Raw genomic sequence first — 13,761 nt, 5'->3', positions numbered from 1 at the left:
CCGACAGGCGTGAAGGAAGACAAGAAAAGGATAGGCGCAGGCAGCGGTGCGCCCGGTGGGGCGCCCGGGGGCCGTGGGGGAACGGGGGAGTTCCATGGGGCAGGACGTGACACGGGTGGCGCGCATCGCGCTGCCGGACGGGACGCCGGTGTGGGCCCGGATCTCGGGGTCGGAGGAGCTGGCGACACCTGGTGAGCTGTCGTACTCCGACACCGGGTTCGCCGAGCGGGTCGAGGCGAGCGTCGAGAGCCTGAACGCGCTGGTGACCGGCGTCGCCCGGTCCCTCGCGGAGCCGCTGCGCGCGGTGCGGCCCGACGAGGTGAGCGTCCAGTTCGGCATCGAGCTGACCGCCAAGGCGGGCAAGGTCGTCGGCCTGCTCGCCGACGGCGAGGCCAAGACCGGCATCACCGTCACCCTCACCTGGAACGGCGGACCGCCCGACCCCGGCGCGCCCGCCGTACCGGCCGCCCGCGCCGACGACGACGCCGAGCCCGGGGGCGCACCACCCGGCGCGGGCCGCACGGGCGCGTCTCCCGGCGCTCCGGGGCACGGCGGCGCCGACGGCACGGCGGCCGGGGGCGGGGCATGACGGACGGGCACGCCCCGGGCGCATCGAGCGCCCTGGATGCCGCCCGCCGTGCGCTGCGTGGACTCGTGATGGCGGCGACCGTGCGCATTCATCGGCCGGGCGTCGGGTATGCCCTCGACGAGCCCGGGACGTTCCTCGGCAGCGGCTTCTTCGTCGCCCCGAACTGGGTTCTGACCTGCGCACACGTGGCTTGCGGCGGGGAGGGGGGCGAGGTGGCGGTGGTCTACGAGTCCGCTCCGGGCCGCGGCACGTCCGCCGTGCCCGGCAGGGTGGTGTCGACGCTGCCCGACGGCGCCGCCGCGGTGCCCGGCAACTGGCCGGCCCCGGACCTCGCGCTCGTCCAGCTGAGCGAGCCGGTCGACCACGAGTGCGTGTACGTCTCCGAGCGCCCGGCCGCGTACTACGGCGAGGGCAAGGTCCTCTACGCGGGCTGGACGGTCATGGACGGCCGGCTCCGGGCGCTGGACGGCACGCTCGCCGTGCAGGGCACGATCGGCGGCTGGTCGGCGGACGTCCAGATGCGGCTGGGCGAGAACGACCTGCCGTACGGCGTCTCCGGCGGCCCGGTGATCGACCCGGTGCGCGGCGAGGTCATCGGCGTCCTCAAGTCCCGCTCCGACCACGCGCGGGGCGGCACCTCCACCGGACTCGAACAGCTGCGGACGCTGCCCGTGCCCACCGAGGCCGTCGGCGCCGAGCACACCGACCCGTACCAGGCGGTCTTCCACGCCCACGACCGATACCACCGGGACCGGCAGCGCAACCCCGACACCCGGCGGCAGACCTGGGTGGACGTGCAGAGCCAGCTCGGCGCGCGGCCCGGGCGCACCCTGAGCCCCGACGAGCGGATCCAACTGCTCGGCCGGCTCGCCGACCTGCCGCCGCCGGTCAGCAACTACGGCCTGCTCGCCATCCTCGAGAACCTGCCGGACTTCCAGGCGCCGGTTCCCGTGCCCGCACCGCGCGGCTGGCGCGACGGTCTCGGCGCGCTGTACGAGAGCGTCCGCGACGACGGCGCGCTCCGGCTCGTACTGGACTACGCGATGGGCGCGCTGTCCGCCGAGCGCCCCTTCGTCACCCCCGGCACGCCGGAGGCCGAACAGGCCCTGTGGGACTGGGTGCGGCAGTCCGCGCAGCGCCTCGACGCCCGCTACCGCCACAAGCTCGCCGGGCAGTGGGACGCGCTGCTCCAGGAGCGCAGACGCCCCCGCGAAGCCCGGGAACGGGAACGGGAGCGGGAGCACGGCCCGGGTGGCGTACGGCCGTCCGTGCTGGTGGAGTTGGTGCAGCGCGGCTGGGAGCCGGACCGCTGCGACTGGTCGGTGTCCGTCACCGCCGCCGACGGCGAGGTCGTCCGCCTGCGCGACGGCGAACGCGCCCCGCTGGACGCCCTGCCCGCCCTCATGGCGGCGCCCCTCGCGGAGGCCTTCCGGCGCTGCGACGAACCGGGCCGGCCCGCCGTCCTCCAGGTCGCCGTGCCGCACCCGCTGCTCGGCCTCGACGTCGACGCCTGGCAACCGCACCCCGACGAACCGCCGTTGGGCGCGCTGCGGCCGGTCGTGCTGCGCTGCTCCGACCGCGACCAGTTGCCCGAGGACGACGAGTTCGACCGCCTCGACAGCGACCCGTACGACGTCGACGACGAACGCCGGGCGCGCTGGCGCTGGCTGCACACGCACCGGGCGAAGGCCGAAGTCCTCGACTGCGACGACGGGTTGCGCAAACCCGTGCCGACCGTGGAGCAACTGCGCAGCCTGTCCCACGGCACCGTGCCGGTGCTGTGCCGCTACGGCGACCACCGCTACGAGGACGACGCCGCCGCACTCGCCCGGATCGTGCGCGGCGGCTACGGAGTCGCCCTCTGGCGCCGCCGGCGCGCGCAACCCCACGCCGTCTGCGGGGAGTTCCACCGCGGCACCCTCGACGAGATCGCGAACCCGCCGAGCGCGCACCGCCTGCCGGAGGCCGTGCACCATCTGCGGATGCGGCTGCGCTCGGGCCGCCCGGAGACCTACTGGGCCGACGGCATAGCGCTGCTCTACGACGATCCGCACCAGCCGCTGCCCGGCGGTGACCTGCTGGAGGCTCCTTGACCCCAACCTGCCACCTTGTACGCCCGCCTCTTATCAGGCACCCCCAAGGATCGATACGGTGAAGCACGTTCGGACGGCCGCCCCAAGCCCAGCGGACGAGTGACGACGAGGACCGGATCATGACCGAATCCAGTGAGTGGCTCATCTACCGCGGCGCCGGCGAACCCCACGACGGCATCGAGCGGCTTCCGGCCCCGCCCCCGTGGCGGGACTTCTCCAGCCGGGACGCGGCGGGCACCGGCGACGGCTCCGAGGACCGCAGGCTCGGCGCGCACCGGCACCTGGCCGAACTGCACCGGCCGGGCGCCGAGGAACTCGAGATGATCAACGCGGCGCTCTACCTGCGCCGCCCCCTGCTCGTCACCGGCAGCCCCGGCGCCGGCAAGAGCACCCTGGCCCACTCCGTGGCGTACGAACTGGGCCTGGGCAACGTGCTGCGCTGGTCCATCGTCAGCCGTTCGACACTCCAGGACGGCCTCTACCACTACGACGCCATCGCCCGCCTCCAGGACGTGCAGATCGCCGCCCAGGGCGCCGCGGGAACGGCGGCCGGCACGCCGGGCGCGGCCGAGAGCATCGGCAGCTACATCCGGCTCGGGCCGCTCGGCACCGCGCTGCTGCCCTCGGACACGCCGCGCGTGCTGCTCATCGACGAGCTGGACAAGAGCGACATCGACCTGCCGAACGACCTCCTCAACGTGCTGGAGGAGGGCGAGTTCGCGATCCCCGAGCTGGAGCGCATCGCCGACCGGCTGCCGGACGGCGAGGCCGAGGTCCTCACCGCCGACGGCGTCAAGGTCAAGGTGCGCGACGGCCGGGTGCGCTGCAACGCCTTCCCGTTCGTCGTCCTCACCAGCAACGGCGAGCGGGACTTCCCCGCGCCCCTGATGCGCAGGTGCATCCACCTGGAGCTGGGCCGGCCCGACCACAACCGGCTTGCCACCTTCGTACGCGCCCACCTCGGCGACGAGGCGGCACGCGCGGGGGACGATCTGATCGGCCGGTTCCTGGAGCGGTCCCGCAGTGAACTCCTCGCGACGGACCAGCTGTTGAACGCGATCTACCTCACGGACGCCGCCGCGCCGCCCAGCCGCGACCGGCTCGCCGATCTGCTCATCCAGCGGCTCGACCGCCCGAGGTGACGTTCTGATGCCCGACGCAGCGGCGCGTCACGGTCCGGGGGAGCCAGGAGGACCCGGCGGTTCCGGCGCGGCCGGTGACGGGTCCGGCGCCGGGCGGTTCGCGCTGCCCGGGGGCGACCCCATCGCCGAACTCGTCGTGCGGCTGCGGGAGATCGACCTCGACCCCGATGCCGAGCAATTGTGCGACGCGCTCTGGCTCGCCCGGTGGGCCCGCCCGACGAACGCCCCGGCGCAGCAGCCCCCGGGCACGGCCGCGCGGGTCGTGCCGCCCGTCGGCCTGCCGCCCGCACGGCCCGTGGACCCACCGCCTGACGACACCCGCGCGCCCGAGACCGAACCCGGGCAGCAGCCCGGCACGATCGACCGGCGCGTCGCCCTGTATCCGGTGCCGCGCGACGGAGCCGCCCGGATGCGGGGCGGCGGACGGACCGCCGCGCTGCCGGTGGGCGTACCCGCCGCGCCCGTGCTGCCCGCCCCGCTCGAACTCCAGCGCGCATTACGCCCGTTGCAGGGCTACCAGAGCGCCGCCCCGCCCCGGCGCACCGTACTCGACGAGATCGCGACGGCGGACAACAGCGCGCAGGCCGGCGGACTGATCCTGCCCGTCCACCGCTTCGTCACCCGCCGCGACGCCCGCCTCCAGCTCGTGATGGACTCGTCCTCCTCGATGCGCGTCTGGGACCGGATGTTCACCGAACTGGAGCAGGTCTTCGGCCAGTTGGGCGCCTTCTCCGACATCCAGGTCAGCCACCTCCACCAGGGGCCCGACGGCGCCGCGGCCGTCAGCCGCAGCCCCGACCCGCAGGCCGCGCCGCTGAACTCGGCCGACCGGCTCAGCGACCCGACCGGACGCCGCATCGTCGTCCTCGTCAGCGACTGCGCGGGACCGCTGTGGCACAGCGGCCACGCCCACCGGCTGCTCCACCACCTGTCCCGGCAGGGCCCCGTCGCCGTGATCCAGCCCCTGCCGCAGCGCATGTGGCACCGCACCCGGCTGCCCGTCACCTTCGGCGAGCTGTCCCGCGGCGAGACCCTGGGCGCCGCCGCCCTGCGCGTCCGCACCCCCGCCGGCACACCGCCCGAGGCCCGCCGCGGCGCCCTCCCCGTGCCCGTCCTGCCGCCCGAACCCGTCGCCCTCGGCTCCTGGGCACGGCTGCTCTCCGGGGCCGGCGCTGGCCCCCTGCCCGGCGCCGTGGGCTGGGTGCGCGCCGACCAGCCGCCCGCCGCCACGGCCCGCCCCGACCGGCCGCGCACGCCGTTCGAGCGGGTCAGCAGATTCAGCTCCGCCGCCTCCCCGTCCGCCGGGCGCCTCGCGGTCTACCTCGCCGCGGCGCCCCTCTGCCTGCCCGTCATGCAGCTCGTCCAGCGCACGATGCTCCCCGACTCCGGCCCGTCCGAACTCGCCGAGGTCCTGGTCAGCGGCCTGGTCACCAAGGCCGGCGCCGACCTCGGCGGGGACGGCGTCCAGTGGTACGAGATCGAACCGGACATCCGCGACGCCCTGTTGTCCCGCCTCGGCCGGGACGAGGCCATGCTGGTGCTCAAGCACTGCTCCGAGTACATCGAGCAGCGCTTCGGCAAGGGCGGCCCCAACTTCCCCGCCCTCGCCCTCGCCCAGCTCGGCCACGGCGGACCCGGCCGCCCCCACACCCCCGGCGCCGGACACACCGGCGAGCACGGCGAGAGCGGCGGCAACGGCGAGGCCACCCAGGTCCCGCAGCCCTTCGCCGAGGTCGCCGCACGCGTCCTCGAACGGTTCATGCCGCTGCCCGCACAAGTACCGGAGTTCGCCCTGCTGACCGACGCCCGGCCCGCCGAGGACCGGCCCACCCACCAGGCGGTCACCCGCGCCCGCACCCTGCTCGCCCGCTTCGAGGCCGACGGCATGGTGCAGGACGTCATCGACGCCGTACAACTGCTGCGCGGCGCCACCGAACACGAGCGGCCCGCCGGGGCCGACCCCGAACTGTGGGCCGAGTACGCGCACTGCACGCTGCGGCTGTGGGAGGTGCAGGGCGGCGCCGCGCTGCTGCGCGAGGCCGAACAGGCCGCCGAACGCGCCGCCGCGCACCCGCACGCCCTGCGGGAACGCGCCGTCCTCGCGCGCGTGCTGCACGCCGCCGCCACCGACCGCCGACGCCGCGGCGACCGGCACGGCGCGCTCGACCTGCTGCGCCGCGCCGACCGCGAGTACGCCGTGGCCTGCGCGGCACCCGGCCTCGACCAGAAGGAGGCGCTGCGCCTCACCCTGGAGCGGGTCGGCGCCCTGGAGGCCCAGTGGCGCCTCGGCGGCGACAGCGCCCTGCTCCAGGGCGCCGTCGGCATGCTGGAGGCCTTCGCCGACGCCTGGCCCGACCGGCGCAGCCGCCCGCCCGAACTCCCCCTCGCCCACGGCCGGGTCCTGCTGCGCCTCGCCGAGGTCACCGCCGACCCGGTCCAGGCGCGGCTGTACGCGGAACAGGGCGCGCGGTCCCTGCACAACGCGCTGGAGACCGGCGAACAGCACGACACCGCCGAGTCCGTACGCGCCCGCGTGCGCGTCCTCACCGATCTGCTCGACGCGCTGCTGCTGTCGGGCGGCCCGCTGGAGGTCGCCCAGGCCAGGGCCGACGAGGCGCTCGGGCTCGTACGGGAGCAGGGGCAGCGCGCAGGGCTGCTGGTGCGCGCCGGGCGCATCTGCGTGGCGCGCTACGCCGAGTCGGGCGAGCCGACGGAACTCCACCGGGCAGCCGCCGGTTTCGCGCAGGCCGCCCAGCGCACGCCCCGGGACGCGCCCGCGCACGCCGACGTGCTCGCCGAGTGGGGCGAGGTGCTGCTGCGGCTCGCCGCTCTCGAGAGCGTGCCGCGCTCCCAGGAGCAGTTGTCACGGGCCATCAGGGTGCTGCGCGACTGCCGGATGGAGACCCCGGCGGGCAGCCGCAAGGCCGCCCACCGGCTGCTGCTGCTCGGCCGCGCGCTCATGCTGCGCTACCGGGCCCGCGGCGACCGCGTCGACCTGCGGGAGGCCGAGCACCTCTTCGGCCTGGCGGCGGCGGACGCGGACGACGCGCTGCTGGCCGCGCGGTGCCGGCTGGAGCTCGGGCAGGCGCAGTTCGAGGCGTACCAGAACCTCGGCCGCGCCACCCGCCTGGACGTGGCGGTGGACGCGTTCCGGGCCGCCGCGGAGTCCGCGCGGGAGGCGGAGGAGGAGGCCGAAACGGAACGCCGGCGCCAGGAGGCCGTGGAACTGGCCGCGCAGGCGCACCACTGGCGGGGTATGTCCTTTGAGGCGGCGGCCCGCCCGCGCGCGGCCCGGGAGGCCTACCGGGCGGCCCACACCGAATGGGCCCGGCTGCCGGACGACAGCCTGGGCACGGGCGAACCGACGGCGCGCCAGACGGCGCAGCGGCTGGCGGAACTGGAGTGAGAGGGGGACGGGACATGGCCACGAAGAACGAGACCACGGGCGGGACCACGAGCGGGACCACGAGCGGGACCACGGGCGAGACCTCGGACGAGTCCTCGCGGGTGCCGGCGATTCGGGGCTCCGAGGAGCCGCTTCCGGATCTGCTCACCCTGGACCTGGCGGAACTGGGCAGCATCGACCATCCGGTGCTGCGGGAGGTGGTGGGGGAGCTGCGGGCACGGGCGGCGGAGCCGAGCGAGATGCTGTGGGGGTTCGACAACTCGTTCTGACGGTCAACTCCTGTCACCCGCCGATCGATTATTGACACATACGGTCGATGGGGCGGGTGAATCGGACAAGTTCCATCGCGCCGGGTTTCGGGCAGGGCCCGTGCCGGGAATGCGGCTCCGTACGGCGTGGCCTGTCCTCGTGCCCGTGGCACGGGCGTCGCGGGCCGTACGGCATGGGGGTGCTGGAGTGTCTGGAGAGGCGACGACCGATCCGGCCCCCGCGCTCCTCGACCGACCCGGTCCCCCGATCGCTCCCGAAGTCGCCCACCCCTTCCGCCAGTTCATCGTCAAGGCCCACGGCCGCTGCAACCTCGCCTGCACGTACTGCTACCTGTACACCGGCCCAGACAGCACCTGGCGCACCCGCCCGCCCGCCGCGCCCGCCGACGTCCTCGACCGCACCGCGACGCGCATCGCCGAGCACGCCCGCGCGCACGCCCTGACGGACGTCGCCGTGGTCCTGCACGGCGGCGAACCCCTCCTCGCGGGCGCCGGCACCCTCGCGCGCTTCACCGGGCGGGTGCGGGAGCGCGTCCCCGCCGACTGCACCGTGCACGCCACCGTCCAGACGAACGCGACCCTGCTCACGGAGGAACGTCTCGCCATCCTCGCCGGGGCGGGCATCCGCGTCGGCATCAGCCTCGACGGCGGCACGGCCGCGCACAACAGGCGGCGCGTCGACCACGCGGGACGCCCGTCCTGGCCCGCCGCGTCGCGCGGCGCCCTGCTGGTTGCCGAGCGCTTCCCGGAGTCGTACGCGGGCGTCCTCACCGTCATCGACCCGACGCTGGACCCGGTCGAGACGTACGACGGCCTGCTCGCCCTGCGCCCGCCCGCGCTGGACCTCCTGCTCCCGCACGCCAACTGGTCGGCTCCGCCGTCTCGTTCGGCCGGAGGCGCCCCCTACGGCGACTGGCTGTGCGCCGTCTTCGACCGCTGGTGGGCGGCCGGGCGGCGGGAGACGCGGGTGCGGCTGTTCGAGGAGTGCGTGGCGCTGCTGCTGGGGCTTCCCGCGTCCACCGAGGCGCTGGGGCTGGCGCCGTTCGACGCGGTCGTCGTGGAGACCGACGGGTCGATCGAGCAGGTGGACTCCCTCAAGTCGGCCTATCCGGGGGCCGCGTGGACCGGTCTCGACGTGTTCCGGCACAGCTTCGACGCGGCGCTGCGACACCCCGGGATCGCCGCGCGGCAGGCGGGCGCCGCGGCCCTCGCCGGGCAGTGCCGGAGCTGCCCGCTGCTGCGGGTGTGCGGCGGCGGTCACTACGCGCACCGCTACCGCGCCGGACACGGCTTCCGGAACCCGTCCGTGTACTGCGCCGACCTCCAGCGGTTCATCCGCCACGTGGCCGCGCGGCTCACCGCTGCCGCGACGCCCGCACCGGTTCCGCCCCGGGCAACGGCTTCGTCCCCCGCATCGGCTTCGTCCCCTGCATCGACCTCGTCCCGAGCACCGACGTCTTCACAAGGGGGCGCTCCGTGATGTTTCCGGCGGTCCCGGACCGGGCCCTGCTCGAACTCGGCCGCACCGAGGGCGGCCCCGACACCCTCGAACTCCTCGTCCGCGACCAGGACACGCGGCGACTGCTCGTACTCCGCGCGGTACTGGACGCGGCAGAGGCGGCCGACCGCAGCGTCTGCACGCAGGGGCAGAAGGCGCGGCTGCGGGAGGACTGGGCGTTGCTGGCGCAGGCGGACAGGGAGACGGGAGCCGACAGAGAGGCGAGGGCGGACAGGGGCGCGAGGGCTGACAGGGGCGCGGCAGAAGGCGCGCCCGCGTCGTTCCGTGGTCCGGCGCGTGCGCTGCTGTTCCATCCCCTGGTCGGACCTTGGGCGCGGTCGTGTCTGCGAGGGCTGGACGCCGACGGTCGCAGCCGGCCGCCGGACGAGTCCCGGGCCCGCCAACTGCGCCGGGACCTCGCCCACTTCAGCGCCCTCGCCGCCGTCGCCGCCGCCCGGGCCGGCATCTCGTACACCACCCGGCTCACCGCGCGCGCCGGTGTCCTCAGCCTCCCCTCCCTCGGCGCACTGCACACGGTGACGTCGGGCGACGTGACGGTCGACGTCACCACGGCGCCCGGTCGCATGACGTTGCGTCAGGTGGATGCCCCCGACGTGACCGTGCACCTCGAATCCGGCACCGGCGCCTGGTCCGGCGCGCTCGCCTGGACGCCCGCGCACGCCCTGCCGGGGTTGCTGCCGTCGGGGCCGGCCATGCCGCTCGACGACCTGGACCCGTACCGGGAAGTGGCGGACGGTCCCCGGCACGGCACCCTGAGCGGCCCGGTCGCGCTGGACGACGCCGAGCGCAAGCGGTGGCTCCAGGCCTGGTCGGGGACGGCCGCGGCGCTGCGCTCGGGCGGTGCGCAGCGGCTGGCCGAGGCGGTGGCGCTGCTGCGGTGCCTGGTGCCGCTGGAGATGCCGCCCGGCGCCGGCGGGCGGGGCAGTTGCAGCGCGACCAGGCGGGAGGCCTTCGGGGCGCTGCTCAGCAGTACGCCGGCCGACCCGGTGACCTTCGCGGCGACGCTGGTCCACGAACTGCACCACACCAAACTGGCGGCACTGAGCGACATGGTGACGCTCCATCAAGCAGGTCCCGAGGCCCGGTACTTCGCGCCCTGGCGGCCCGACCCGAGGCCGTACGGCGGACTGCTCCAGGGGGTCTACTCCCACCTCGCGATCGCGGCGTTCTTCCAGCGGCGGGCGCTCCTGCTGACCAGGCCCCCGCACCGCGAGTACGCGTGGGCCCAGCACGCCCGCTACCGCGCCCAGGTCGGCGCGGCCCTGCCCGCCCTCGTCGGCTCGCCCGATCTCACCGTGCGCGGACGGCGGTTCGTGGACGAGATGGTGGCCACGTACGAACGGATGGGCGACCACCCCGCTCCCCGGGGTCACACCGCCCGGGCCCAGGCCTACGTCGATGCCGCCCGGACCCTGTGGACACAACGCCGTGCCGCGCCTCAGCGGCCGAATGAGTGAGGATCCCTGCGCGCCGCCGTCCCGTGCGGAAAGATCGTCGGGCCTGGGTGTGTTCCCCGTCGGTCGACGGACTTACGCGCGACGCGCCGAGGTCCTAGGATTTCGTGGTACTACGCGCTGGAGGCCGCTGCATGTCTGGAGCTCGTAAGCCGGTCGGTACGACCGAGAGGGGGGCCGCGAGGCAGACAGTCACCATCCACTACGCCGGCTTCAACCGGGCGTGGGCCGCCTGGATCGGGGACCGGCTGGAGCGGCGCGGGCTACGGGTGGTGCCCCTGCGCTGGGAGTCCCCGGCCGACGTTCCGCTGGTGGATCTGCTGCGCGATCTGAAACTGGCCGAGGGGCGCATCCTCATCGTGGTCAGTGAGTGGTACTTCCAACTCGGGCCTCGCACGCACGAGGAGTGGAACGCGGCCCTGCGCGAGGTCGTCGCCCCGGACCCGTCGCGCTTCGCGGCGGTGTCCGTGACCACCGCGACCGTGCCGTCGGCCGCCGCCGTACTCGCGCCGGTGGACCTGACCAACATGGGCGCGGAGGAGGCGGAGCGGCGACTGCTGGACCGGCTCGACCTCCCGTCGGAACCGCTGCCCGAGACCACGGCCGAATCCCGTCGCGGGCCGAGGTTCCCCGCCGCCATGCCCGACGTCTGGGGCGTCGTGCCGCGCCGCAACACCCGTTTCACCGGCCGCGAGGCGCTGTTCAACGACGCCTACCAGATCCTCCAGAGCGCCGAGTCCGGCGCCGGTGTCGTCACGCTCCACGGCATGTCCGGCGTGGGCAAGACGCAGATGGCCGCCGAATACGCCCACCGGTTCGGCTCCGAGTACGACGTGGTGTGGTGGGTGAACGCGGAAACCCGCGTGACCTACCGGCGGCAGCTGGCCGAACTCGCGCCCAAACTCGGCCTCAAGACCGGCCAGGAATACGGCGAGCGGCTGCGGGCGGTACGCGACTCGCTGCGGCGCGGCGAACCGTACTCGCGCTGGCTGTTGATCCTGGACGGCGCCGACGAACCCGATCAGATCTGGGACTTGGTGCCGACCGGGCCGGGGCACGTGATCATCACGTCCCGGAACCCGGAGTGGAACGAGCACAACAGCCAACTGCTCGAAATCCCCGTCTACTCCCGTGACGAGTCCGTCGCCTTCATCCGGCGCCGCGCTCCCCGGCTGACCGAGCGGGACGCGGACCAGCTCGCGGACGCGCTGGAGGACCTGCCGCTGCTGCTGGACCAGACGGCCGGCTGGCTCAACGACTCCGACCTGTCGGTCGAGCAGTACATCGCCCTCCTGGAAGGCGGCATCGACAGCGACGTGGTGAAGGTGTCGGCGGACTTCCCGCTCGCCTTCCAGACCGCCTGGTCGATACTGCTGAACAAGCTCCGCGAGACCGTCCCGGAGTCGGTCGACCTGCTCAGGCTGTGCACCTTCTTCGCGCCCGGCTTCATCCCGGTGCGGCTGCTCAAGGAAATGCCGGGCGACGAACTGCCGGAACAACTCGCCGGTCTGCTCAACGATCCGTTGCTGTGGAACAAGGCGGTCAACCAGCTCCGCACGTACTCCGTCGTCCGCCTGGAGTCCCACGAGGCGTCGCTCGACGAGTCCGTCTCCTCGGGGGAGTCCCTCTACCTCCACCGCATGGTCCACCAGATCGTGCACAAGGACATGCCGGACGACGACCGTGCCGAGTTCATCGACGTGGTGCGACGGGCCCTCGCCGCCGCCGACCCCCGCAGGCCCACCGACCCGGACCTGTGGCCCGGCTACGCGGAGATCGTGCCGCACCTGAAGTACGCCGACGTCCTCCAGACCAAGGACCCGCAGGTTCAGCGTCTGGTCTTCAACTGCCTGCGCTACATGCTCTTCTCCGGCGAGTACCGCGCCGGCATCAAGCTCGGCGAGCGCGCCCTGACGGCCTGGCGAGAGCTGCTCGGCCCGACGCATCCGCGGATCTGGGAGCTCACCTACCACTACACCAATCTGCTGCGCGCCCTCGGCGAGTACTCCCGCACCGAGGTACTCAGCCGCGACGCCGCGAACCACCTCAGGGACGAGCGCGGACCGCAGGACCTGGAACACCTCCGAGCCGCCGCCGGTCTCGCCGCCGACCTGCGCGGGCTCGCCCGCCACGACGAGGCCCTGGAACTGTCCACGTGGGTCCTGGCCGCCTACCGGGAGCTCCTTGGCGACCAGGACTCGCGGACCCTCAACGCGCAGAACAACCTGGCCGTCTCGCTGCGCCTGCTGGGCCGCTACCAGGAAGCCCTGGAGGCCGACCAGCAGACCATGGAGGCGCGGCGGCAATTGCTGCGCGCCCGCCACCCGTGGACGCTCAACTCCGAGATCTCGTACGCCACCGACCTGCGTCTGCTGGGCCGGTACGCCGAAGCCGAGTCGATCCAGGCGAAGAACGTCCGCGACAACCGGCTCGTGATGGGCCAGGACAATCCGCAGACACTCAAGGCCGAGTACAACCTCGCCCTGTGCCGCTACCGGCTGGGCGAGCGCGGCCGGGGCGACAGGCGGGACGAGCCCGGGCCCATGCTCTCCAGCGTGCTGGAGCGCGGCGAGCGCGTGCTGGGCGAGGCGCACCCGCTCACGCTGATCTTCGCCACGAGCCAGAGCTGCTACGCCCGCGAGCACGGCGACATCGACCAGGCCCGCGAACTCAGCGAGGCCATCGTCGCCCGCTACGAGGTGATGCTCCCCGAGGGTCACCCGTTCATCGCCGGGTCCCGCGCCAACCAGGCGCTGATCCTGCGCAACGTCGGGGAACGCGAGCACGGCCACGTCCTCGCGGAGCAGGCCCTGGCCGAGATGACGCAGGCCGTCGGGGAACACCACCCCTGGACGCTGGGCTGCGCCATGAACGCGTCGGCGCTGCGCAACCTCGTCGGCGACATCGAGGGCGCGGCCGGTCTGAGCCGGGACACGGTGACCCGGGCCATCGAGTCGCTCGGGCGCACCCATCCGCTCACGCTGTCGACCCGCGTCGCGTACGCGGCGGACCTGCGTGGCCTGCGCGACCGCCGTCAGGCGGAGAAGGTCGAGCAGGAGGCGCTGTCCGACCTCGACGCGACGCTCGGCAGCCACCACAGCCACACCGTGTCGGCCCGCTCCCGCAACCGCCCCTACTGGGACTTCGAGCCCCAGACGACGTGAGACGTCCCGACGGGGGTGGGACGCTCGCCGTGTCCGCCCCTGTCACGCATAACTCCCACGCTGCCGGGGAATCACCCTCTTCCATTCAACAAGCCCGCACCACAAGCGAGTTGACCCAGGGAGAC

General features: G+C 74.1%; 8 protein-coding genes. All 8 read left to right on the top strand.

What is annotated here, in order from left to right:
- Positions 1-94: 94 nt before the first annotated feature.
- The 8 genes from ACZ7D7_RS00935 (at position 95) to fxsT (ending at position 13,636) form a co-directional block, all read left to right on the top strand.
- Positions 95-589, top strand: a complete 495-nt coding sequence (locus ACZ7D7_RS00935; RefSeq protein WP_470821316.1) for a CU044_2847 family protein — start codon at positions 95-97, stop codon at positions 587-589.
- Positions 586-2,682 carry a VMAP-C domain-containing protein gene (locus ACZ7D7_RS00930; RefSeq protein WP_470821315.1) on the top strand — a complete coding sequence of 699 codons (2,097 nt, stop codon included), beginning with the start codon at positions 586-588 and terminating at the stop codon, positions 2,680-2,682. The genes ACZ7D7_RS00935 and ACZ7D7_RS00930 overlap by 4 nt, the downstream gene beginning before the upstream one ends.
- A gap of 119 nt (positions 2,683-2,801) precedes the next feature.
- Complete coding sequence (locus ACZ7D7_RS00925; protein WP_470821314.1) at positions 2,802-3,824, top strand: AAA family ATPase; 1,023 nt, start codon at positions 2,802-2,804, stop codon at positions 3,822-3,824.
- Between the two features lie 7 nt (positions 3,825-3,831).
- The gene (locus ACZ7D7_RS00920; RefSeq protein WP_470821313.1) at positions 3,832-7,230 is read left to right on the top strand and encodes an SAV_2336 N-terminal domain-related protein; all 3,399 of its coding nucleotides are present in this window, start codon (positions 3,832-3,834) and stop codon (positions 7,228-7,230) included.
- A 14-nt stretch (positions 7,231-7,244) separates the two neighbouring features.
- Positions 7,245-7,499, top strand: coding sequence for an FxSxx-COOH cyclophane-containing RiPP peptide (gene fxsA / locus ACZ7D7_RS00915; RefSeq protein ID WP_470821312.1), 255 nt, complete (start codon positions 7,245-7,247; stop codon positions 7,497-7,499).
- Between the two features lie 187 nt (positions 7,500-7,686).
- Positions 7,687-8,979 (top strand): FxsB family cyclophane-forming radical SAM/SPASM peptide maturase, encoded by a 1,293-nt coding sequence (locus ACZ7D7_RS00910; RefSeq protein ID WP_470821311.1) that lies wholly within the window; start codon positions 7,687-7,689, stop codon positions 8,977-8,979.
- Positions 8,979-10,475, top strand: coding sequence for an aKG-HExxH-type peptide beta-hydroxylase (locus tag ACZ7D7_RS00905; protein WP_470822410.1), 1,497 nt, complete (start codon positions 8,979-8,981; stop codon positions 10,473-10,475). Before ACZ7D7_RS00910 ends, ACZ7D7_RS00905 begins: the two co-directional genes overlap by 1 nt.
- A 131-nt stretch (positions 10,476-10,606) precedes the next feature.
- Complete coding sequence (fxsT, locus tag ACZ7D7_RS00900; protein WP_470821309.1) at positions 10,607-13,636, top strand: FxSxx-COOH system tetratricopeptide repeat protein; 3,030 nt, start codon at positions 10,607-10,609, stop codon at positions 13,634-13,636.
- Positions 13,637-13,761: the final 125 nt, after the last annotated feature.

The organism is Streptomyces sp. NPDC037054 (assembly GCF_055606745.1).
The sequence above is the reverse complement of the archived record's forward strand: the minus strand, read 5'-3'. Positions and strand labels throughout refer to the sequence as shown.